Raw genomic sequence first — 21,983 nt, 5'->3', positions numbered from 1 at the left:
CAGTTAGGCAGAGGCGTCCCGCGCGGCGACGCCCCCTTGAAGCTATTGAGGCTTATTCGCCGAGTCCGGCGGCTTCGACCAAATCAGCCCACTGCTTAATATCCCGCTCGACCATGGACTTGAACGCTTCCCCGGATTCCTTGCCGGCGACAGCGCCCAGCTGCGGTAGGAAATCCTCGAACGCCTGGCTTTGCATGACGTTTTGCACGCCGGCCTGCAGCTTGCCGTAGGCCTCGTCGGACATCGAGGCGCTCCCAATAAGACCGAACCAGGCGGAGGTGGCAAAGTCGGACAGCCCCTGCTCAACACCAACGGACTGCACGGTCGGCACGTCCGGCAGGAAGGGCGAAGGCTCGCTGGTGCTGACAGCCAGTACCCGCAGTTGCCCCGACTTGATCATCGGATAGACAGTCGGCAGGTTCTCGAATGAAAAGTCGACATCACCCGACAGCAGTGCCGGAAGCGCCTCGCCACTTCCACGGAACGGAACGTGGGTCATCTGGGACGCACCGATCTTGGCTTTGAACAGTTCACCCGACATATGGATGGAGCTGCCGATACCAGGCGAGCTGAAGGAGGTCTGCTCGGTCTTCGCGGCTTGCACGAACTCTTCGAAGGTCTGGAACTTGCTCTTGGCCGGTACGACGAGGACGTTAGGGATATCAATAATGTTCTGAATAAAGCGGAAGTCTTTTACCGGGTCATAGGCCAGGGGATAAAGACTCGCGCCAACAGTGTGCCCCGGGGACGCCATCAGCACGCGGTAATCGGCATCGCGCTTGGAAACCCGGGCCAGTTGCGCGGTGGCAACAGTGGTGCCCGCACCCGGGCGGTTCTCGACGATAACGTTCACACCCAGTTCCGTGCCCAGAAGGTCGGCCACCCGACGGGACAGGATATCCGTGGAGCCACCGGCGGCGTACGGAACGACCAGTGTGATGTTCTTGGACGGCCAATCGGCAGCCTGGGCGGCCGTACCGAGCAGCGGAAGCAACACGGCAGCGCTTGTCGCCACCAGCATTTTCATCAACTTGTTCATATTATCTCTCTTGTGGTTGCGTATTTGATGACCCGGCATGTCGCAACATGACCGGGCTTACGTCCAGCTCAGGCAGTGAGCCAGTACCGGTTACTGGATGGGTTACGTGAGTTGCTCGATGACCCCCTTGTCTTTCAGAACATCCAGCGCATCGGCTGAAAGCCCCAGGACGGATTTCAGAACCTGCTCCGTGTGCTCACCGAGCATCGGCGCAGGCCGCTTGTACTCGACCGGCGTGCCCGAGAGCTTCACCGGGCTCCCGACCATCCTGAAGTCCGGGTTCTTGGCGTGCGGGATATCGACCAGCATGTCGCGCGCCAGCACCTGCGGCTCGGCCAGGGCGCGGCCGATGTCGTTGATCACGCCGACTGGTACCTTCGCCGCATGGATCCGGGTGACCCAGTTGTCGGCGGTGTCCTTGAGGAAGTGCTCGGACAGCAGCCCGACGATGGCGTCGCGGTTGCGCACGCGGTCGGCGTTTTTGGTGAAGCGCGGGTCCCGCGGCAGTTCCGGCAGGCTGATGGCATCGCACAGGGCTACGAACTGAGTGTCGTTGCCACAGGCAATGATGAAATCCATGTCGCTGGCAGTGAACACCTGATATGGCACGATGTTGACGTGGGCGTTGCCCTGACGGCCCGGCGGTTTGCCGGTGCTCAGGTAGTTCTGGCTCTGGTTGCCCAGGGCCGCCACCTGCACATCCAGCAGCGCCATATCGCAGTGCTGGCCGCGACCAGTCTTTTCACGTGCCAGCAACGCCGCCTGAATGGCGATGGTGGAATACAGGCCGGTCATTACGTCCGCCACGGCCACGCCCACCTTCTGCGGGCCGGCACCCGGCACACCGTCCTTCTCGCCGGTGATGCTCATCAGACCGCCCATGCCCTGGATGACGAAGTCGTAGCCGGGCTCTTCGGCGCGCGGGCCGGTCAGACCGAAACCGGTGATCGAGCAGTAGACCAGACGCGGATTAAGATTCGACAGGCTGTCGTAGTCCAGCCCGTACTTGGCCAGCGAGCCGGCCTTGTAGTTCTCGATCAGCACGTCGGAGGTTGCCGCCAGTGCTCGCACCAGCTCCTGACCTTCCGGCGTGGCGATGTTCATAGCCACCGACAGCTTGTTGCGGTTGGTGGACTGGTAATAGGACGCCTCGATGCTGTTCTCGCCATCCGGCGTTTTCATGTAAGGCGGGCCCCAGCCACGGGTGTCATCACCCACACGCGGCCGTTCGACCTTGATCACTTCGGCGCCAAGGTCGGCCAGCACCTGGCCGCACCAGGGGCCAGCCAATACACGACTCAGGTCGAGCACCCGAATCCCACTCAATGCACCCATGTCTCTTACCTTTTCAACACGGCCGGCGCAAAACTCCGCCGACCTGGTTCAGATGAGCAAACGGCGTTTTGCTCAGACGCGCTCGATGACCATGGCCAGGCCCTGGCCGACACCGATACACAGGCTGATGACCGCGTAGCGCTTGCCGCTGCGCTGCAATTCGCGCGCGGTGGACAGTGCCAGGCGCGCCCCGGAAGCCCCCAGCGGATGACCCACGGCGATCGCGCCACCGTTCGGGTTGACGCGCGGGTCGTCGAACGCCACATGCAGGCCCTTCAGACAGCCCAGCACCTGCGAGGCGAAGGCTTCGTTGATTTCGATGATGTCCATATCGGTCAGGCTCAGGCCAGCACGGGCCAGTGCCTTGTTGATGGCTTCCACCGGTCCAACGCCCATGATGCGCGGCTCGACGCCGGCAACGGCGGCGGACAGGATGCGTGCCATTGGCTTGAGGCCGTGCTTCTCGCCAGCGGCCTGGCTGCCGATCAGCAGCGCGGCGGCACCGTCGTTTACGCCCGAGGCGTTACCCGCGGTGACCACGCCGTCTTCAAACAGCGGGCGCAGCTTGGTCAGTGCGGCCATGTCGGATTGCGGACGCGGATGCTCATCCTCGGCGATCACGCTCGGCGGGGTCTTGCGACCGGTCGGCACGCTCACCGGCACGATCTCCTCGGCGAAGAAACCAGCCTGGCGCGCGGCTTCGAACTTGGCCTGAGAGGCAGCGGCAAAGGTGTCGGCCTCTTCACGGCTGATGCCAAATTCGAGGGCCAAGTTGTCGCCAGTCTGCGGCATGCTGTCGTTGCCGAACTGCTCGATGATTTTCGGGTTCGGGAAGCGCGCGCCGATGGTGCTGTCGTACATCGTGAAGTCGCGGCTATAGGCCTTCTCGGCCTTGGCCATGACGAACGGGGCGCGCGACATGCTTTCCACGCCGCCTGCAACGAACAGTTCGCCTTCGTTGCAGGTGACGGCGCGTGCAGCATCGACGATCGCGGCCAGGCCACTGGCACACAGGCGGTTGACGGTCTGGCCGGGCACGGTGACCGGCAGGCCGGAGAGCAGCACGGCATGACGGGCGATGTTACGGCTGTCTTCACCGGCCTGGTTGGTGTTGCCGAGGATCAGGTCGTCAACGGCAGCCCCGTCAACGCCGGTGCGCGCAATCAGCTCGCGGATCACGTCGGCAATCAAATCATCCGGGCGAACCGGAGCCAGACCACCGGCGTGGCGACCGAAGGGAGTACGCAGGCCTGCGTAGATGTAGGCGTTCAGCATGATGATACCTATAAAGGAAAGGGTTATATGGTGGACGGCTCATCCAGGCGCAGCGATAGCCCCAGCAGGGCACGGCGACGCAGCCAATGGCTCGGGCGATAACGCGGGTCGCCGGTCACGTTCAGCATGCGCTCGAGTATGGTCAGCAGGCGACGCGGACCGAGGCTGTCGCCCCAGGCCAGCGGACCCTGCGGATAACCCAGGCCCAGACGCACGGCCTGATCAATATCCTCGGGGCTGGCGATCCGCTGCTGAGCGATGTCGCAGGCTAGGTTGACCACCATGGCCAGCACGCGCTGCGCTACGAAACCGACGCTGTCGCGAATCACGGTGACGCCCACGCCATCGCGGGCGAACAGCGCATGGGCGGCAGCGCGCATGTCCGGACGGGTAGCCGGGGTCATCATCAGAGTGCGATGGCGAGACAGATCGGTCAGCAGGTCCACGCACACCGTGCGGGCGGCATCCACACCGAAGCGGTTGGCTGCGGTGGTGGCGTCATCGCCGTACGGCGCAATCAGGCACAGCGCCTGCTCGGAAGGACGATCGCCTTCCTCCACCTGCGCACCCAACGCATCGAGCAGCACGGCCAGCTTCTGCTGATCGTCTGCGCTCTCGGTGGCGACCCACACTGGCGGCAATTGCTCGACGCTCGGCACCGGTTGCGGTCGCGGCGCATCGACCATCTGGCCGTTCTGGTAGCGGTAGAACCCCTGCCCCACCTTGCGGCCCACGCGGCCGGCCACCAGCATCTGGCGGGTCAGCGGGGACGGCGTGTAGCGCGGGTCGTTGTAGAACTGGGTATAGATCGATTCCATTACCGGATGGGAAACGTCCAGCGCGGTGAGGTCGAACAGCTCCAGCGGGCCCATGCGGAAACCGGCGCCTTCGCGCAGGATGCGGTCCACATCGCCTTGCGGGGCGACACCCTCACCGAGGATCTTCAGGGCTTCGGTACCGTAGGCACGGCCGGCATGGTTGACGATGAAACCTGGGGTGTCCTTGGCGCGCACACCGGTGTGGCCCATGCGCCTGGCCAGGTCCAGCAGGGCATCGCTGACGGCCGGATCGGTGGCGATGCCGTCGATGACTTCGACCACCCTCATCAATGGAACAGGGTTGAAAAAGTGAAAGCCGGCGACTCGCTGCGGATGCTGACAGGCTGTGGCGATGGCGCTCACCGAGAGCGACGAGGTGTTGGTCGCCAGGATGCATTCGGCGTCGACGATGCCTTCGAGCTGAGTCAGCAAGCCGCGCTTGGCATCCAGATTCTCGACGATGGCTTCCACCACCATGTCGCAAGCGGCGAGCTCTTCGATGGCGGTGACAGGCTTGAGCAGCGCCACGGCAGCGTCGGCGGAGGCCTGGGTGATCTTTTCCTTGGCCACCAGTTTGCCTAGGGTACTCGCGAGATTGTCGCGGGCAGTCACGGCTGCGCCCTCACGGGCATCATACAAACGCACTTCCACGCCAGCCTGCGCGGCAATCTGGGCTATGCCTGCACCCATTACGCCGGTGCCGACCAGCCCCATGGTGTTAATCGAGCGAGCCATGCTTACTCCCCGCGGTAGGTGGGTTTGCGCTTTTCGAAAAAGGCGGCGGCGCCTTCCTTCTGATCAGCGGAATCGAACAGTAGCTGGAACGCCTTGCGCTCCAGGGTCAGCGCGCTGTCCAGTGGCAGATCGGCGCCGGCCAGCATCACTTCCTTGATTTGTTGCACAGCCAGTGGCGGTAGCGCGGCGATTTCGCTGGCCAGGGCCAAGGCGCGCGAAAGGGTCTGATCGTCCGGCACCACTTCGCTGACCATTCCGATGGCCAACGCCTCGGGCGCCTTTACCATGCAGCCGGTCAGCGCGATGCGCATGGCCTGGAACTTGCCGACCGCGCGAATCAAACGCTGAGTGCCGCCGGCACCGGGCATTAAACCGAGTTTGACTTCCGGCTGACCGAAACGGGCCGACTCCCCGGCCACGATGATGTCGCAGTGCATCGCCAGTTCGCAGCCACCACCCAGGGCGAAGCCATTAACGGCGGCGATGACCGGCTTCGGACAGCGGGCAATCGGATCCCATAGCAGCTCGGTATGACGGCCATACATCTCGATCGGCGAGGCGCTGGCAAACTCCTTGATATCCGCACCTGCGACGAAGAACTGCTCACCACCGGTAAGCACGACGGCGCGAATATCGTCACGCCGGGCGAGCGTGCGGAAGTGCTCAGCCAACTGATGACGCACGCTCGCATTGAGCGCGTTCTTGGCTTCGGGACGGCTGATACGCACGACGGCGACACCGTCATGGGGATACTCCAGCAGTACGACTGGATCGAGTGGTTGGCTCATCTCTGCTCCGCTATTGGTCACGCAGATATGTCTGCTATGCGAAACTGCATTTCGCTTTTTCGTGGGGCGATAGGTTTTAACGTTGTTTTCTTTAAATGTCACCCCCCTGACATACGACTTTTGTCGAAGGAACCGTCGCGATAGCGGTCTATACCGAAAATAAACGTTCAGGCAAAGCAACCCTTGCCGACTGTCCGCTATGCGGAATACAATTTCGAAAAACTTGATTTTATAAAAAACGAGGCTCTACCATGCAACGCAGGATTAAGGATCGGTCCCCGGATCAGGACTCGCTTTTAGAGACCGAACGGGTTCTGCTCGATCCGATATCGGCTCTCGATGAGGAGGAAAAGGACCGCCAGTTCGTCACCGCGCTGGCCCGGGGCCTGGAGTTGCTGCGCTGTTTCAGCCCGCGCGAAAGCGTGTTGAGCAATCAGGAGCTGGCCCGCAAGGCCAACCTGCCTCGGCCGACCGTCAGCCGGTTGACTCACACGCTGACGCGCCTGGGTTATTTGAAGCAACTGCCCCAAGGCAAATACCAGCTGGACGTCGGTGTGATGTCGTTTGGCTACGGGATGCTCTCCAATCTGTCGATTCGGGCTGTAGCGCATCCTCTAATGGAACAGTTGGCCAACCACGCAAATGCGGCGGTGGCGATGGCGGCCCGGGACCGGCTGCAGATGGTTTATCTGGACGTGGTGCACGGCCAGGGCAACCTCACGATGCGGCGCCAAGTGGGTACCCATCTGCCTTTGCATCTGAGCGCTGCGGGACGTGCCTGCCTGGCTGGGCTGCCGGAAAATGAGTGCGATTTTCTACTGGACCGTATTCGCACCCGGCATCCCGAGGACTGGCCCAAGCTCCGCAAAGGCCTGGAAAAGGCCTTCCGGGACTACGCCGACTACGGCTACTGCCTGTCGATCGGCGAGTGGCAGCGGGACGTGAATGCAGTTGCAGTGCCCATGACGCATGCGCAGCACGGGCTGCTGGCATTCAACTGCGGCGGCCCGAGTTTTCAGCTCTCGCGCGAAAAGCTGGAAGAGGACATCGGACCGCGGCTGGTCCACATGGTTAGCAACATCGAGGCCAGCACCCGCTGATGAAGAAGCGGGTCGTGCCTCGTCGATATGACGCGTCCGACCATCGGACCCTCGAGGAGTAACACATGATCCGCGATCCGGAAACATTGCAAATCCTGCTGGATTCCATCCGCCAGTTCGTCAACGAAGCGTTGATCCCGCGCGAAAACGAAGTTGCCGAAACCGACTCGATGCCGGCGGACATCGTCGAGCAGATGAAGGAAATGGGCCTATTCGGCCTGACCATTCCCGAGGATTTCGGGGGGCTGGGCGTGACCATGGAAGAGGAAGTGAACATTGCCTTCGAACTGGGCCGCACGTCCCCGGCGTTCCGCTCCTACATCGGCACCAACAACGGCATTGGCTCCATTGGAATCCTGCTCGACGGTACAGACGAGCAAAAAGCCAAGTACCTTCCCAAGCTGGCCGCTGGCGATTTCCTCAGCGCCTTCTGCCTAACCGAGCCGGACTCCGGCTCCGACGCCGCCTCGCTGAAGACCACCGCCGTTCGCGACGGTGATGTCTACGTCATCAACGGTACCAAGCGCTTTATCACCAATGCGCCGCATGCAGGCATCTTCACCGTGATGGCTCGTACCAACCGCGAAATCAAGGGCGCCGGTGGCATCAGTTCGTTCATCGTCGAAGCCCAAACCCCAGGCGTCACGGTCGGCAAGCGGGATCAAAAGATGGGCCAAAAAGGCGCGCATACCGCCGACGTGATTTTCGAGAACGTTCGCGTGCCGGCCGAAAACCTGATCGGTGGCAAGGAAGGCGTCGGCTTCAAGACCGCCATGAAGGTGCTCGATAAAGGTCGTCTGCACATCGCCGCACTCTCCGTAGGCGCCGCCGAGCGCATGCTCGCCGACTCTCTGCAGTACGCCATCGAGCGCAAGCAGTTCGGCCAGCCCATCGCCGAATTCCAGCTGATCCAGGCCATGCTGGCCGACAGCAAGGCCGAGATTTACGCTGCGCGCTGCATGGTGCTGGATGCCGCGCGCAAGCGCGACGAAGGCCTGAACGTCAGCACCGAGGCATCCTGTGCCAAGATGTTCGCCACCGAGATGTGCGGCCGCGTGGCCGACCGAGGCGTGCAGATCCATGGTGGCGCCGGGTACGTCAGCGAATATGCCATCGAGCGATTCTACCGCGACGTGCGCCTGTTCCGCCTGTACGAGGGCACCACTCAGATCCAGCAAATAATCATCGCCCGCAACATGATCCGCGAAGCACAGCGTTAACGCAGTGCAAGGGAACGTCGAGTGTGCTCTGGAGCGCTCTTGGTTATCGAGCAATCGTCGATAACCAAGGGCTCCCTACCTGCGAACAGCTGATTACCGCTGTGTCTGCGACAGCGGGTCCGTTCCCTGCTTCTGAAACGCCGCAAGAAAGGCTTTCAAAGCGGGTGAGTTATTTTCCGGATGCCAGGCCAGAGCTAGCTCAAGCAGTGGCGTCTCTTCAACCAGCGGTATGGCTGTCGCACCGTGCGGGAGCGAGCGGATATAGGTTCCGGGGTTCGCTGAACTGCGGCTTCGGTTAGTTCATGCATGGCATGGGAGCCGCCGCGCGACGAGCGATACTTTAGCAGGCTGATCCGGTAACGATGATTGTCTTCGCCTACCGCAGTTCATCTACCTTAACGAAAACCGTTAGCGCCTTATCTGGACCCTGCGACGAGGACACCAAATTTGTCGGGCCGGATAAGTAACAGGTGTACAGGCGTCAAGGTCTCTATTTCAAATGATGGCGGCATCTCGAACATGGAAGCGGGTATCAAGCCGTAGTTGGTCGAGGCCATGAAGCACGACTACGACCTGCTGAAAAAAAGACATGGATATCACCGATCTGGTTTTCGCCGCCTGGATCAGCGAATCCTACCTCAAGCGCGCGTACGCAGCATCTGACCTGGACTACGAGGCAGTGCAAACCATAGTCAGCCGGCTCCACGCGCCTCCCGGTCGTAATCCCGCTGAGATCTGTTGCGCCGCTAAAGGCAGCGTGGCCTTGGACAGCACCGCGGACATACTCGCCGCCGAAGCAAAGGCCACAGCCGACGGCTCTGCCATCTACGTCATCTACGACCACGTCAACCTCACCGGGCTGAAGCTGTTCGACAAAGATCAAGCACCCGAGCGAACAGCGAGCCCGCAACTTTTGTTCTCGCTACCAATGCAAGTTAGGGCTCTAGCGCCAAAGCTGAGCGTGATGGATGAGCTACCAACCCGTTTCAAATCAAAGGGGCAGCTTTCGGCCCAGAAGCGGTCGGTCGACTTCCTCGTATATTGATGCCATTCAAGTCATTGAAAGCTTCTGCTCTATCTGGTCGGGACAAATATAAGCCGAGGGTGCCGCGTATTCCTGGATCCGACAAGGTTGCTTCAAAGCCGCGAAATCAGCTCGAATCCTTGCATCACCGGAACGCTTGCTTCTGCATTCGTGGAGAAAGTCACCCAGCTTTGCCTGTGACGGCGCCTGGTTGCATCTGTACGGGCTAGCCGGTTTCGTGCAGAGGGAGATGTAGGGACCCCTTCGACCGGAAAATACTGCTCTCGTCGGAGGCGGTCCGCGCGGCTGGTTGAGGCATATGCGGGAAACAGCTGGCTGAGCATCGTCCTAGTAGGCACAAATGATGAGTGCCGCTACCCTTCTCAACCGCCTCGGCAGCTGTGCACTGCGCGGGCATAAAAGGCGGCTCAGGGTGTGTTGCGCTCAGGACTACGGCTCGCGGGGCGCGCCACATGATCAGTGCGGATGTCCTGACTTCACGCTCTTGCTACAGCCAATGGCTGCGCCAACCTGAAACCTGGTAATGGCAGCTTAAGCGAGACCACTGCAGCGAACATGAGCAGCACGCCGGAACTGCCAAAAGCGACCCAGTGCGTACCGAAGTGCTCATACCCCCACCCGCCAAGCCATGAGCTGATCATCGCTCCCACCTGATGGCCCAGGTAAGCGGTTCCATACATAACCCCAACCAGCCGCACGCCATATACATCCGCAAGGATGGCCGACGAGGTTGCAATACTGCCCGCCCAGACTATCCCACCAATGGTGGCTGCGATGTACAGCTCCCAGTGAGTACCGACCAGCAGAAGCGCGAAGAAACCCAACCCCCGAATGAAGTAGATGGCGGCCAGAATATTTCTACGCGGCACTCGATCGGACAATCGGCCAAGCACCAAAGTCCCGGCAATCGCCACTAGGCCGATCAGGCCGATGCCGTAGGAGCTGGTCATGGCATCGAAGCCGTGATCCATCAGCATGGGCACGCCATGTGTACCCAATAGATTCATGCTGTATCCGCACGCGAACAGGCCGAACACAATCTTCCAGAACGGAGACGTATGCATGGCGGCATTCAATGTAAGTCCACTCGCCGCAGCGTCATTGGCGGAGGCCGGGGAACCCGCTTTGGCCGGTAGCAGATCCGAGTTCTGTGGCACTTCATCGCGAATGATGAATAACGCCGCCGGTACGGTTATCAACACGAATGCAACAGCAAAGGAGACGAGACTGGTTTGCCAGTTATATGACTCGATTGACAGTGTCAGCAATGGTGTAACGACCGCCATGCCTGCCATCGATCCAGTGGACAGGAAGAACAAAGCCATACCACGCTGCCGAGTAAACCAGCGACTAATAACAGGTGTAAGGGCTACGGGGCTGGTGAACGCAAGACCAATGGACAACAGCACACCGAACGAAAGGAGAAAGGTGAATGGGGTGCGCGCAACAACCGTCCAGGCCGTTGCGCCTACGACGATTGCTGTGCCAAGTAACAGTACGCGGCGCGTTCCAATGCGCCCAACGAGATAGCCAGCCAGAGGCATCGCAAGTCCATAGAACAGCATGCCAATCCCGACGATGGTCGCGAGAAGACTGCGGCTAAACCCCAGGTCTTCCGCCATCGGCAAAAAGAACGGGCCGATGCCGAGGCGCATCCCAACGGTCAGCAAGGTGAGGAGCGTGGCGGCCGCAACGATGTTCCATCCGTGATACCAGTTACGTTCCCAGAGTGATGACAAAATCTGTCGCAATCCTGGCTTTGATTTCATCGAACGCTCCTCGAGTAAGTAGATGACCGCCTTAGCCGCTCAAGTACGTCGTGGCTACGCGATAGGTATGTCTAGTGTCCGTTTCTGGTATGCAAACTACGGTTTGAACCGGCCAGGCAGTGGTCATCAATGCCACTGCCTGGCCCTATCACTGATGTCCCGCTTTCATCCGTAACATATAGCTTGGCGCGCCGCTCCAGCGCTTTGCGCTCTACACGGATGTACCGATGACGGCGCCCTGCGGTCGCGTCCACGCTACGTTCAGTATGGCAACAGCGAATTGGCCTCATCCTCTGTAATCTCGGCCTCAGCCGCTATTTGCGCAATGACGGCTTGGCGACGCGCAGCATCGGGCGAAGCCAACGGGTCTGTTGGAAGCAGCTTATGGATCAAGACCAGATAGGCGAGCCCCAGGCGACGGTAGTCCTGACATTGAACCGCCTCCCACATCATGAAGACTGCACTAGCCAGGTTGTACAAGGCGGTTGCAGCGCGGCGGATATCGGCAGACATATCAGCGCGAGCCACACCCTCGACCGCGGCTATGGTGCGATCGAGAAGCTCCGACGCGAGGTTCATCCCCTCTTTCGGCAGCCGTGAAGAGCATTCTGCGAGCAGGCTGGAAAGGTGCTCGCAGAGAGGCATCAGCGCTTCATCGCGAACGGAGGCTCGAACGACGTCGAGCGCGACGATGTTGCTGGTACCTTCCCAGATCGAGCCAAGGTGGGCGTCGCGCAGGATACGGGCATCGCTCCACTCTTCGATGTAACCGAGCCCTCCCCTGAGCTCCATGGCGTCGCCTGCTACCTTGCGGGCGTCGCGGCACGCCCTGAACTTGATCAGAGGTGTCAGTATCCGCAAGCATTTCTGGGCGCGCGAGTCCCCGGCGTCTGCCTTGGCCAGCAAGGTCGCGGTTTGCATGAACATGGAGCGCGCTTGCTCGGTCGGCAGGCTCATCTTGATCAATTGCCGCTGAACGAGTGGCATGTCGACAAGGCGCCTACCGAATGCCCGACGGGAACGGGCGATGAATACCGATTCAGTCAGGGCGCGACGCATCAACCCGGCCGAACGAACCCCGTTGGACAATCGGGACATATTGACCATATCGGCCATCTGCTGGAAACCGCGGCCAATTTCACCAATCAGAAAAGCGGTCGCCCCTTCCAGAGTGATCTCACCGCTGGCCATTGAGCGCGTGCCCAACTTGTCTTTGAGGCGGACGATCCGGTAGGCATTCGGAGAACCATCGGCCTGAACCCGGGGAAGCAGGAACAGGCTGACGCCTTTCATGCCCTCGGGAGCATTCTTGGGCCGAGCCAATACCATTGCGAGATCTGCGTCCGGATTGGAGCAGAACCACTTTTCACCAGAGAGTTTCCATTGGCCCTGCTCGTACCTGGCGGTTGTCGAGATCGCCGATATGTCCGAGCCGGCTTCACGCTCGGTCATGAACATCGCTCCCTGAAATAGCCCGCTCAGTTCCCTAGCGGTCAGCGCCGGTAGATAACGCGCAATGAGCTCGGGATCACCGAACTTTCGCAACGTTCTGGTCAGCGAGTCGGTCATGCTGACGGGACAGCACAAACCAAACTCGGCTTGCACGAACAGATAAGTTAACGCGTATTTGACCAACGGCGAGGGCGCATCCTTCGTATGGCTCATCGCTGCTAGCCCTAGCTCAGCAAACGCCACCTGCTCCAATGCAACATAGTCCGGGTGTTTGCGGACCTCCTGAAGGTCATCCCCCCGTCGGTTGCGATGCTGCAGCACCGGCGGGTTGTGATCCGCTGAGAGTGCAAGCTCGTCAAGCTCCCCCCCTGCACGAGCCCCCAACCGCTCCATGACCGGACGCCATTGTTCGAACTCAGATTCCGTAAGGTAGACGGCGAGTAACCGGCCCAGCGCGGGATCAACTGTGTAAAGGTTGAGCCCGCGGCTGTCCGGAATGTTCGCCTGAGGGATTGGTACGGCGCTATCTAGTCTGGTCATGTTTGCCTCCGGCCTAAGCGAGCTTACGGCGAGTACGCTCACGCCGAATCGACAACGTGTGCCCCAGGTACAGGGTTATTACGATCGCCAGCCCGAACATGTCGGAGTAGATCTCAGGGTAGATGAACAGCCCTCCCGCAAGCAGAACGATTGCTCGCGCGAAGATGCCAAGGTGACCGATGCGGTAAAGGTAACCCTCGAACCCAGAGGCCAATAACCACATTGCCAGGACAGCTGTCAGTGCGGACTGAACGATCCCTGGCCAGGCGCCCTGAAGTATCAAGGAGGGGTTGATGACGAATAGAAATGGGAGAACGAAGAGAACGGCCCCCATGCGCATGGCATAAAAGCTCGTCTTGGTCGCGCCGGCGCCTGCCAGATTGGCAGCCGTGATCGCAGACAGCGCAACCGGTGGCGTGATGTAGGACATCATTCCCCAATAGAGAATGAACAGGTGGCTCGCAAGCGGATTGAGCCCGGCCTCCACCAGCGCGGGAGCCAGCAGGATCGACAGGAAAATGTAGACCGCACTCACCGTCATGCCCATTCCCAGCACGAAGCTCGTCACGGCACCGGCAATAAGCATCAAAGCGATGTTGCCGTCGGCGTACAGCAGGAGCTCACGCGCGAACGCTCCCGCCACCCCCGAATAGGACAACCCACCGACGACGAGCCCGATCCCGGCCAGGATCGCAACGAGATTGGCGACGCTCGTGCTCAATTCCTTGAGCAGCGTCAGCGCACCTTTGGCATTGAGTCGCCCATGTCTTTTGAACAGCGCAACGGCGATCAACACCAAGCTCGCGAAATAAGGGGCATAGGCTTCGATGCGCATGACCAGCATCATGTAGATGAGCGCAACGAGGCTAAATAGATAAGGCCAACCTGCCGTCAGCGTGCTCCATAAGCTTGGTATCTCGCTCGCTTCCAGGCCTTTCAAACCGTTACGTGCGGCGTAAATATCGACCTGAAATACGAGCACAACGTAGAACAACAAGGCGGGCAGTACCGCCGCCACCATGACCTCGGCATACGAAACGCCTAGGAATGAAGCCATGATGAAGGCGACGGCGCCCATCACCGGCGGCATCAGCGTTCCACCCGTTGACGCGCAAGCCTCCACCGAAGCCGCGTAGTGCGCCGGATAGCCCACCCTTTTCATGGTCGGGATGGTGATCGGTCCCGTGGAGAGGATGTTCGAGATCGCGCTACCGGACAGGCTTCCCATCAGCCCACTGGACAGCACAGCCACCTTGGCTGGACCCCCGCGGCTCCTGCCCATCAGCGCAGTAGCAAAGTTCATGAAGAACTCACCGCCGCCGGTGACCGTTAGGGTCGCTCCGAAAACGATGAATCCGATGACCAGATTCGCCACCACCTGCATCGGAATACCAATGATGCTTTCGACACCCATGACATGAGCGCGCACGGTTTCTGCCAGCGAGTATTCGTTACCCCACAGAAAACCCGGCATGTATCCAGCAAACAGCGGGTAGCTGCCGAACAGTAGCGCGACGAAAAAGACAACGGTGCCGGCGCATCGCCGGAGCGCCTCGAGGACAATTACCAACAGAACGGAAGCAACCGCAGTCGCTAACAACGGCGCCTGATAGTCCCAGCCTTGCTCGATGATTGTTTGGCCGTTGTAACCCAAATAAAGCGACACTCCGAGCACAACCGGAACAAGGACCCAATCGTACCAAGGCACGTGTTGAGCGTCGGCCTTCCGAGCGGGATAGCAAAGAAACGCGACGGCCAGAAACAGGCCAATCAGATAGTAAAGGTAGGCATTTCCCATAGGCTGGAAGCCAAAGAGCTTCAACGAAAAGGTCTGATTTATCGTTGTAAGCAGGCCCGCCCCACCCAAAAAGATGGCCAGATAGAGTGCAGCCCCTGACAGCCGCCCACTGTGCAGTTCGTTCGCGGTGTCAGCATCTAGGTTCGAAGCCATGAGATCACCATCCACAAAAATTTTTAATGAGGCTGCTACGGGCAGCGATGAGACCGCCTCGTAGCAGATGGAGGCTCTTCGGGCGAACCGTTAGTCGAGCTTGTTGATGGCCTCAGTGCGCTGGGCCTGCCAAAGCGTGTCGAACGCCTCGTCGGACATGTCTTTGCCCTCTTGAACGGCTCCTTTCCAAGCCGTTTTAAGCGCTTCCAAGCGCGCCATGCGCTTGTCGTTCCACGCCTGCGCGTCTTCGCTCCAGACGCCCTTTTCATTCAGGTATCGGATGGCTCCGTCGTGAAAGGGAACGTCTAACGGAGGCACGCCGGACTGGCTCAGCTCCCACCGCGGCATTACAGAAGTGGCGTTCCTGTACAGGTCATAGGTCTCGTCCAGCGCCTTGATGAAGGCATACGCATCCTTGTCATCCAGGTCGCAGCGAACGACCACCATCGGGTATCGATACGCGACCATGTTGACCGGGTGCTCTTTGGTTAGACCGGCACCTACCGATTCGGCGAATGGGGAGAATATGGGCGCAACCGTTCCCATTTTCTTCCACCCTGCTTCATCGTCCGGCGGAATATCCAGCCAACGAATCCCTCGGGGCGATTCCGCCAACTCATACATCTGACTGGGCGTGGTTACGGTAAAGGTGGCGTCGGCCTTGCCTTCGGCCAGTGAACTCATGGCTGAGGCATACGTAGGAAACGAAATCGCCTCGACGTCAGCTCCGGACAGGCCGCCAAAGGCCAACAAAGCATCAAGCTTTACGTTGATCGATGGATTCCCGGCAACGTACGCCACACGCTTGCCCTTCAATTCCGAAACCGAATGAATATCTGCATCGGCTGCAGTTACCAGGCCGCCGGAGGCAGGTCGCCCCGCCAGTGCGCACAGGTTTTGCGGTCCCCACTTGCGGGACGCGAAGTCGTAGATAGCCTCAGAGGCAAAGAAGGCTTCGGTTGCCAGAAACGCATAGTCGGTGCGGCCGTGCACGAGCGGCTGCAATCGGCCGATCGACGACCCGGACGGCTGGATGCGGATTCGCGTGTCGAATTTACGGCTGAACGCGTCGGCAATGGCCGAGGCTTCGGCATAGCCTGAAGAACCTACATCGTAGGCGCCCCATGTCATGGATTTCGGCAGCTCCTGTGCTTGTACGCCTACGGCCGCTACGAAGCTGCCGAGCGCCAGAATGCTGCCGAGGAGGTATTTAGGGTACGTGGTGAACATGGCTGAACCTCAATATTGTTGTTTTGGTGAAGGCCGGCATATAGCTCACCGGCCAAGTCTTGCCCTGATCCTGCACCGCCGCGTTCTCGCTTGGCGTCCAACATCGCTGCTCACTGCGCAGACGCTAGAGAGCTCGAATGATCGTTTTCACTCGTAAGCGAACGCCGGGGTGCGCATGCAGGCCCCGGCAAGTCGCTCGCGGATGACCGTGTCGGCCTGCTCGACGAGTCGAGTGACCAGTGCTCTGCAACTCGGTACGTCATCAATCAGTCCCTGCACCATCCCAGCCGACCAGACACCATGGTCCGGATCGCCCGTCTCGTAGACCATGCGCCCACGCAGGCCCGAAACGAGAGGTGCCAACTCGTCAAATGAAGCACCCTCCACCTCGCGTGAGCGGACATCTCCGCTGACGGTGTTACGCGCCACACGGACCGTATTGCGCAGAGTTCGCAGGATCAGATCGGTGCTTCGCTCATCGCCCTCAACGAGCCTTTCTTTGATGCGGTGATGGATAGGGCTTTCCTCTGTACACATGAACCGTGTACCCATGCTGATAGCGTCTGCGCCCAGTGCAAGCGCAGCCACCAGCCCGTACCCGTCAGCGAACCCGCCCGACGCGACCAATGGCACGGACAGGCGCCGGGCTGCGGCAGGAATCAGAACAAGCCCCGGGATATCGTCTTCACCGGGATGCCCTGCGCACTCGAACCCATCGATTGAAACCGCGTCCGCGCCCAGCTGCTGCGCCTTCAAGGCATGCCGCACCGAGGTGCACTTATGGATCACCTTGACGCCGTGGCTACGAAAGTCAGCGATATGTTCCTGAGGATTGCTTCCAGCGGTCTCCACAATTGTTACGCCTGCTTCGATGATCGCGGCTCGGTACTCGGCATAGGGCACGGGCTTGACCGTCGGAAGCACCGTCAAGTTGACCGCGAAAGGCCGATCGGTCAGCTGCCTGCAACATTCGATCTCCTTGTAGAGCGCCTCAGGACTTGGCTGCGTGAGCGCCGAGAGCGTGCCCAGCGCTCCTGCGTTGGCCACCGCAGCTACCAGCTCCGCGCGGGCTACCCACTGCATGCCGCCCTGCATGACCGGGTGTTCAATGCCAAAGGTTTCGGTAAAGCGGGTTGTCAGCACAGCCATGAGCGGCTCCTCAGATCGGGTCCCATGCAAAAACGTCCGGACTCCGGTCCAGCCCCATGAAGCTACCGCGCAAAGCCGGCATGCCATGCCCGGCAATATGCTCCGGTGTCCATCCACTATCGCTGTGGACACTGCGCAACGGTCGGCTTTGGCTCATCAGGAACAGCTCATTGTGGCGGGCCGCAAAGACCTGACCATTTACCTCGCGGGCCGCATCGGACGCCAAGTAAACGGCCAATGGGGCGTTTTTCTCGGGAGTCATGCGCTGAAGCTTCTCCACACGGGCCTTCTGCTCTGGCGTCTCGGCAGGAATGGAGTCCGTCATGCGACTCCAGGCAAATGGAGCAATACAGTTTGACCGGACGTTGTATCGCTGCATGTCGAGCGCGATCGACTTGGACAGAGCGACGATGCCGAGCTTAGCCGCCGAGTAGTTGGCCTGACCAAAGTTGCCGATCAGCCCCGAGGTGCTGGTCATGTGAACGAAGGCGCCGCTTTGCTGTGCGCGGAAATGCTCGGCTGCGGCCCGGCTCACAAAGAAACTGCCGTTGAGATGCACATTGATGACCGACAGCCAATCGTCGGCACTCATCTTGTGGAAAATGGCGTCGCGCAGAATGCCTGCGTTGTTGATGACGATATCCAGCCGGCCGAACGCATCGAGCGCGCTTGCCACGATTCGCTGCGCCCCGTCCCACTCGGAAACGCTATCGGTGTTGATCGCCCCCTCGCCACCGCCCTGCTGGATCAAGCCGAGGGTTTCCTCGGCCGGTGTGGCAGACCCGCCCGCCCCCTGAAGAGACACGCCAATATCGTTGATCAGTACCTTCGCCCCGCTTTGAGCGAGTGCTACGGCGAGCTCGCGACCGATGCCGCCTCCGGCGCCCGTTACGATCGCCACCTTGCCTTCGTTCAGTCGTTCAGTCATTGCCCTTTCCTATTGTTCGTTATGGATGGGTAGTCGGCGACACGCGCTCTAGGCGTGGTTCAGCTCGCGAGGCCGAGCAGGCTCTTCGCCAAGATGTTTCGTTGAATCTCGTTAGTGCCGCCGTAGATAGTCGTGGGGCGCGCTTGAATGAAGATCCCGGCCGGATGGAGCTCCGGGTCGTCCCGGAAAGGTTCAAGCAGGCCCGAATCCTGGCCGGCAATTTCGAGCCCCACCTCACTGATGCGTTGATACAGCTCGGATTGGAATATCTTCAGCATCGAGACCTCAGCGCCGAGCGTCTCGCCGCGCCTCAGTCGCTCTGCGAAGCGTGAATAGAGCGCCTTGTGGCATTCCAGATCCATGCGCAGAGCGGTGAACCGATCGGCAAATACAGGCTCGCCCCACAGTCCCAACGCCTTGGCCAGACGCGCCAGTCGCTCCAATGCAAAGGTGGATTGCTTGGGAGAGCCGAGAAAGATGCGCTCGAAGCCCAGCAAGGCCTTGGCCATGTCCCAGCCCTTGTTGGCTTCCCCGACGAGGTGGTCCTGCGGCACACGCACGTCGTTGAAGAAGACCTCGCTGAACTCGCCGTGCAGCTCCAGGTTGAGGATTGGACGAACCTCAATGCCGGGGCTGTCCATCGGAACCAGAATGAAGCTGATGCCTTGCTGGGGCTTGGCGCCGCGCTCTGTCCGCGCCAACAGAAAGATCCAGTTTGCGTCCGTGCCCATGGTCGTCCAGGTTTTCTGGCCGTTGATGATCCAGTGACCATCACGCAGCACCGCTTCGGTACGCAGGCTGGCCAGGTCCGAGCCGGCATTGGGCTCGCTATAGCCCTGGCACCAGATGTCTTCACCACTGAGGATCCGCGGCAGGAAACGCTCCCGCTGCGCCTCGGTCCCGTATCGAATGAGCAGCGGCCCCAGCATGGTGATGCCGCTGTCTGGCAGGCGAGCGCAACCGTAGCCTTCCATCTCTTCGATCATGATGAGCTGCTTGCCGGTGCTCAGCCCCATCCCGCCGTACTGCACGGGCCAGCCAGGACACAGCCACCCTTGTCGTGACAAAGCGCGATACCAGCCCTGGGTCTCTTCTCGACCGAGCCGGCGCGGCGGGTTGCGAATCTCGTCGGGATAATTTGCTGCAATCCACTGGCGGACGGTCTGACGAAACGAGTCGTCATCCATCGAGTTGTAGTCAGTCATGTCACTGTCCTCTAAAAGTGGGCGCGCGCTTGGCCAGAAACGCGGCCTTGCCTTCGGCATGGTCCGCACTCAGAAAGAGCTGGCTTTGAAGCTCGCCTTCACGCTCCAAAAGAAGGTCCATCCCATCCCCGAGCAGTGTTTTGGTCATGGCTAACGGCAGGGGTGCCTGGTGTTCAACGTTGGCTGCTCGTTCGAGCGCTATGTCGAGGGCCTTGCTCTCGTCACACACCACATCCACCAGGCCTATCCGATAGGCTTCCGATGCATCGACGACGTCGCCAAACATCAGCAGCTGCTTGGCCCGACCAACGCCAATGCGGGCAGGCAGGCTGTGCAGCAACCCGAGATCGGGAAGCAGCCCCACCTTCCCGAACGAAGCTGCAAAGCGTGCTGTGCGACTGCAGACCAGGCTGTCGCACGCCAGAGCAAGCGAGAGTCCCGCGCCAACAGCCCAGCCTTCGATAGCGGCTATCAAGGGCTTGCCCATGTGCGTCATCTGCCGCACCAGGCGTGCATTTTGCTGCATTCGCGCTCGCCCTTCCGACAGGTTGCCGACATTCATACCGCTGAGGTCGCCCCCCGCGCAGAAGACTTCAGCCGACCCGGCGATCACCACGCTACGAACCGCAGCATCGCGGTCGGCATCTTCCAAAGCGGCAAGCAGCGCAACGCGCATCGGCAGCGACATGGCATTGCGCCGCGCCGGGTTGTTCAGGCACAGCGTGCGCACGGTTCCGTTGGTGCTCTGAAGCAGGAGATCGCTCATAACGCGCCCTCGGACTCGAGCAACCTGAAGTACCGGCGCTTGTGAAAGGAGACCGACCCATGCGCGTTGAGCAGCACCATGGCCCGGCGCAGGAATAGGCCGATGTCGGCTTCATCCGTATAGCCAATGCCGCCGTGCAACTGGATCGCCTGTCGCGTGACGAGCATTGCCGCTTCCGCCGCCTTGACCTTGGCCGTGGAAACCAAGCGCTCGCATTCCGTTGGCGATCTATGGGCGTCGACGGCCATTGCCGCCTCGCTGACCATTGCACGGGCCAGTTCAACCTGGATCTTGAGATCGACCATGCGGTGCTGAAGCGCCTGGAACCCGCCAATCGGCCGGCCGAACTGGCGGCGTACGTTCAGGTATTCGCGGGTACGCTCTAACGCTGCATCCATCAGCCCAACCAGATAAGCGGCGCAGCCCAGGGCAGCTTTATCAAGCGCCGCGGGTGGCGCGTCGATCTGGCGCGCCGGTGAACCGCGAAACCGCAAATGGGCAAGGTGGCCACCGTCCTGTGTCGGTTCTTCAATTACGTCAACGCCCTCCGCTGAGCGATGCACCATGGCCAGGCCTGAATCACAGGCGACCAGCCAGGCATCGGCGGCGCCTCCGAGAACAACATGCCGGACCGTACCGGTCAGCCGACCGTCAGAGAGCGAAGGCAGCGCCTCTTTCGACTCGAACATGATCCCGGCTGGCAGCACCAGAAGCTCACCCGAAAGCAGCGCTTCACGCTCCTTGGCTGGCAGTAACGGCGCGACCAAACCCGCTTCGATCAACGGCTCAGGCAAGAGGCCCTGCCCCAGCTCCTCGAGCAGTGCCACGTATTCCGCCATGCCGAGACCACTGCCACCCAGCTCCTCAGCCAGACACAACCCAGGCCAACCCATCGAGCACACCTGCGACCATGTATCCCGGTCTACGGCTTGCTTCGCAAAGCGCTGCTTCCGGACCCGGGTTAGCCCGCCGTGTCGCGGAACCAGAGACGCTGCACTGTTGCGTATGAGCTGCAGGCGCTCATCTCGCTCACGAGCGATTTCAGCGATGTCGGTCATGGCTGTGCTCCATTTTCTTGTGGTTCTTGCGCCTGGCGATATTTGAAGCTGCCTGCGCCAGTCGCGATCAGAGTGCCCGCCTCGTCGAAAATCTCCGCTGCGCAAAAGCACAGCGTCCGGGTACGCCGAATCACGCGACCGACTGCATTGAGCTCGCTTCGTGATGCCCCCATGAAGTGGGTCGACATTTCGATGGTCACCATCGAACTGGCGGGCGTGAACGCCCGAATGGCGCCGGCCATAGCTGCATCGAGTACCGTCATCAGCACGCCGCCGTGGAAGTGGTCCAGGTAATTCATCAACTCGGGACGATGCTTGAGGCGAATCCGTACGACGTCTCCATCGACCCAGCGCTCCAGCCCAAGGAATTCCTGAAACGTGTAACGCCCGGTTGGAAAAGGGCCGCTGTTGACGGCGAGGTCTGCCGCTACGCGAGCCGGTTCGACAGAACGGTCCGAACTTCCGCGGACGACATCGCTGGTACCTGGAGCAACGGCTGAGTCGCCTGACGCCGGGCTGTCGCTGAGAGAAAGATGTTCAACGCTCATTGTTCTTGTTCTCTGAGTGAGTGGTTTGAAGT

17 protein-coding genes and 1 pseudogene are annotated in these 21,983 nt (G+C 60.5%); 3 read left to right on the top strand and 15 right to left on the bottom strand.

The features are described from left to right. Window positions 1–52 precede the first annotated feature (52 nt). The 5 genes from AC4LFW_RS07445 to AC4LFW_RS07425 form a co-directional block, all read right to left on the bottom strand. Entirely contained in the window at window positions 53–1,039 is a 987-nt protein-coding gene (locus tag AC4LFW_RS07445) for a Bug family tripartite tricarboxylate transporter substrate binding protein (RefSeq protein ID WP_125882676.1), read from the bottom strand. A 102-nt stretch (window positions 1,040–1,141) separates the two neighbouring features. Further along, window positions 1,142–2,374: a CaiB/BaiF CoA transferase family protein gene (locus AC4LFW_RS07440; protein ID WP_125882677.1), complete on the bottom strand. Its 1,233-nt coding sequence runs from the start codon at window positions 2,372–2,374 to the stop codon at window positions 1,142–1,144. A gap of 72 nt (window positions 2,375–2,446) precedes the next feature. Next, window positions 2,447–3,649 carry a 3-oxoadipyl-CoA thiolase gene (locus AC4LFW_RS07435; protein WP_491818496.1) on the bottom strand — a complete coding sequence of 401 codons (1,203 nt, stop codon included), beginning with the start codon at window positions 3,647–3,649 and terminating at the stop codon, window positions 2,447–2,449. Window positions 3,650–3,672: 23 nt separating this feature from the next. Continuing rightward, complete coding sequence (locus AC4LFW_RS07430) at window positions 3,673–5,202, bottom strand: 3-hydroxyacyl-CoA dehydrogenase (RefSeq protein ID WP_158188562.1); 1,530 nt, start codon at window positions 5,200–5,202, stop codon at window positions 3,673–3,675. Window positions 5,203–5,204: 2 nt separating this feature from the next. Then, window positions 5,205–5,990 (bottom strand): enoyl-CoA hydratase, encoded by a 786-nt coding sequence (locus AC4LFW_RS07425; protein WP_125882680.1) that lies wholly within the window; start codon window positions 5,988–5,990, stop codon window positions 5,205–5,207. A gap of 251 nt (window positions 5,991–6,241) precedes the next feature. Here AC4LFW_RS07425 and AC4LFW_RS07420 point away from each other — a divergent pair, with 251 nt between their 5' ends. The 3 genes from AC4LFW_RS07420 (at window position 6,242) to AC4LFW_RS07410 (ending at window position 9,355) form a co-directional block, all read left to right on the top strand. Further along, window positions 6,242–7,090 carry an IclR family transcriptional regulator gene (locus AC4LFW_RS07420; RefSeq protein ID WP_491818495.1) on the top strand — a complete coding sequence of 283 codons (849 nt, stop codon included), beginning with the start codon at window positions 6,242–6,244 and terminating at the stop codon, window positions 7,088–7,090. A 65-nt stretch (window positions 7,091–7,155) separates the two neighbouring features. Beyond that, window positions 7,156–8,310 (top strand): acyl-CoA dehydrogenase family protein, encoded by a 1,155-nt coding sequence (locus AC4LFW_RS07415; RefSeq protein WP_125882682.1) that lies wholly within the window; start codon window positions 7,156–7,158, stop codon window positions 8,308–8,310. 589 nt (window positions 8,311–8,899) lie between these two features. Then, a complete protein-coding gene (locus AC4LFW_RS07410; RefSeq protein ID WP_158188563.1) occupies window positions 8,900–9,355 on the top strand; it encodes a hypothetical protein in 456 nt (151 codons plus the stop codon). A 476-nt stretch (window positions 9,356–9,831) separates the two neighbouring features. Here the strand turns inward: AC4LFW_RS07410 and AC4LFW_RS07405 are convergent, their stop codons facing one another. The 10 genes and pseudogenes from AC4LFW_RS07405 to AC4LFW_RS07360 form a co-directional block, all read right to left on the bottom strand. Beyond that, complete coding sequence (locus AC4LFW_RS07405) at window positions 9,832–11,124, bottom strand: MFS transporter (protein WP_158188564.1); 1,293 nt, start codon at window positions 11,122–11,124, stop codon at window positions 9,832–9,834. Between the two features lie 261 nt (window positions 11,125–11,385). Beyond that, a complete protein-coding gene (locus tag AC4LFW_RS07400) occupies window positions 11,386–13,116 on the bottom strand; it encodes an acyl-CoA dehydrogenase family protein (protein ID WP_491818494.1) in 1,731 nt (576 codons plus the stop codon). Between the two features lie 13 nt (window positions 13,117–13,129). Continuing rightward, a complete protein-coding gene (locus AC4LFW_RS07395) occupies window positions 13,130–15,067 on the bottom strand; it encodes a TRAP transporter permease (protein ID WP_158188566.1) in 1,938 nt (645 codons plus the stop codon). A gap of 90 nt (window positions 15,068–15,157) precedes the next feature. Further along, window positions 15,158–16,297 (bottom strand): TAXI family TRAP transporter solute-binding subunit, encoded by a 1,140-nt coding sequence (locus AC4LFW_RS07390; RefSeq protein WP_158188567.1) that lies wholly within the window; start codon window positions 16,295–16,297, stop codon window positions 15,158–15,160. Between the two features lie 147 nt (window positions 16,298–16,444). Continuing rightward, window positions 16,445–17,446, bottom strand: a complete 1,002-nt coding sequence (locus AC4LFW_RS07385) for an NAD(P)H-dependent flavin oxidoreductase (RefSeq protein ID WP_158188568.1) — start codon at window positions 17,444–17,446, stop codon at window positions 16,445–16,447. A 10-nt stretch (window positions 17,447–17,456) separates the two neighbouring features. After that, window positions 17,457–18,374, bottom strand: a complete 918-nt coding sequence (locus AC4LFW_RS07380) for an SDR family NAD(P)-dependent oxidoreductase (protein ID WP_158188569.1) — start codon at window positions 18,372–18,374, stop codon at window positions 17,457–17,459. Between the two features lie 59 nt (window positions 18,375–18,433). Continuing rightward, a complete protein-coding gene (locus AC4LFW_RS07375; RefSeq protein WP_158188570.1) occupies window positions 18,434–19,579 on the bottom strand; it encodes an acyl-CoA dehydrogenase family protein in 1,146 nt (381 codons plus the stop codon). A 1-nt stretch (window position 19,580) separates the two neighbouring features. Then, the gene (locus AC4LFW_RS07370) at window positions 19,581–20,345 is read right to left on the bottom strand and encodes an enoyl-CoA hydratase/isomerase family protein (protein WP_491818493.1); all 765 of its coding nucleotides are present in this window, start codon (window positions 20,343–20,345) and stop codon (window positions 19,581–19,583) included. Then, window positions 20,342–21,403, bottom strand: coding sequence for an acyl-CoA dehydrogenase family protein (locus AC4LFW_RS07365; RefSeq protein ID WP_158188572.1), 1,062 nt, complete (start codon window positions 21,401–21,403; stop codon window positions 20,342–20,344). Before AC4LFW_RS07365 ends, AC4LFW_RS07370 begins: the two co-directional genes overlap by 4 nt. Beyond that, window positions 21,400–21,783 (bottom strand): annotated as a pseudogene (locus AC4LFW_RS07360) (PaaI family thioesterase); the annotation flags it as partial. The gene AC4LFW_RS07365 and the pseudogene AC4LFW_RS07360, both read right to left, overlap by 4 nt. Between the last annotated feature and the right edge of the window lie 200 nt (window positions 21,784–21,983).

This window comes from Stutzerimonas sp. C6.4V (assembly GCF_058536345.1).
Note: the sequence above shows the minus strand (reverse complement) of the source record. Positions and strands in the feature narration are given on the sequence as shown.

What these genes read in the sequence shown, in the direction of transcription:
- AC4LFW_RS07400 (WP_491818494.1), bottom strand. Translation starts at nt 13,116, where the DNA reads ATGACCAGACTAGATAGCGCCGTACCAATCCCTCAGGCGAACATTCCG.
- AC4LFW_RS07440 (WP_125882677.1), bottom strand. Translation starts at nt 2,374, where the DNA reads ATGGGTGCATTGAGTGGGATTCGGGTGCTCGACCTGAGTCGTGTATTG.
- AC4LFW_RS07405 (WP_158188564.1), bottom strand. Translation starts at nt 11,124, where the DNA reads ATGAAATCAAAGCCAGGATTGCGACAGATTTTGTCATCACTCTGGGAA.
- AC4LFW_RS07435 (WP_491818496.1), bottom strand. Translation starts at nt 3,649, where the DNA reads ATGCTGAACGCCTACATCTACGCAGGCCTGCGTACTCCCTTCGGTCGC.
- AC4LFW_RS07410 (WP_158188563.1), top strand. Translation starts at nt 8,900, where the DNA reads ATGGATATCACCGATCTGGTTTTCGCCGCCTGGATCAGCGAATCCTAC.
- AC4LFW_RS07395 (WP_158188566.1), bottom strand. Translation starts at nt 15,067, where the DNA reads ATGGCTTCGAACCTAGATGCTGACACCGCGAACGAACTGCACAGTGGG.
- AC4LFW_RS07415 (WP_125882682.1), top strand. Translation starts at nt 7,156, where the DNA reads ATGATCCGCGATCCGGAAACATTGCAAATCCTGCTGGATTCCATCCGC.
- AC4LFW_RS07445 (WP_125882676.1), bottom strand. Translation starts at nt 1,039, where the DNA reads ATGAACAAGTTGATGAAAATGCTGGTGGCGACAAGCGCTGCCGTGTTG.
- AC4LFW_RS07365 (WP_158188572.1), bottom strand. Translation starts at nt 21,403, where the DNA reads ATGACCGACATCGCTGAAATCGCTCGTGAGCGAGATGAGCGCCTGCAG.
- AC4LFW_RS07390 (WP_158188567.1), bottom strand. Translation starts at nt 16,297, where the DNA reads ATGTTCACCACGTACCCTAAATACCTCCTCGGCAGCATTCTGGCGCTC.
- AC4LFW_RS07430 (WP_158188562.1), bottom strand. Translation starts at nt 5,202, where the DNA reads ATGGCTCGCTCGATTAACACCATGGGGCTGGTCGGCACCGGCGTAATG.
- AC4LFW_RS07375 (WP_158188570.1), bottom strand. Translation starts at nt 19,579, where the DNA reads ATGACTGACTACAACTCGATGGATGACGACTCGTTTCGTCAGACCGTC.
- AC4LFW_RS07370 (WP_491818493.1), bottom strand. Translation starts at nt 20,345, where the DNA reads ATGAGCGATCTCCTGCTTCAGAGCACCAACGGAACCGTGCGCACGCTG.
- AC4LFW_RS07380 (WP_158188569.1), bottom strand. Translation starts at nt 18,374, where the DNA reads ATGACTGAACGACTGAACGAAGGCAAGGTGGCGATCGTAACGGGCGCC.
- AC4LFW_RS07425 (WP_125882680.1), bottom strand. Translation starts at nt 5,990, where the DNA reads ATGAGCCAACCACTCGATCCAGTCGTACTGCTGGAGTATCCCCATGAC.
- AC4LFW_RS07385 (WP_158188568.1), bottom strand. Translation starts at nt 17,446, where the DNA reads ATGGCTGTGCTGACAACCCGCTTTACCGAAACCTTTGGCATTGAACAC.
- AC4LFW_RS07420 (WP_491818495.1), top strand. Translation starts at nt 6,242, where the DNA reads ATGCAACGCAGGATTAAGGATCGGTCCCCGGATCAGGACTCGCTTTTA.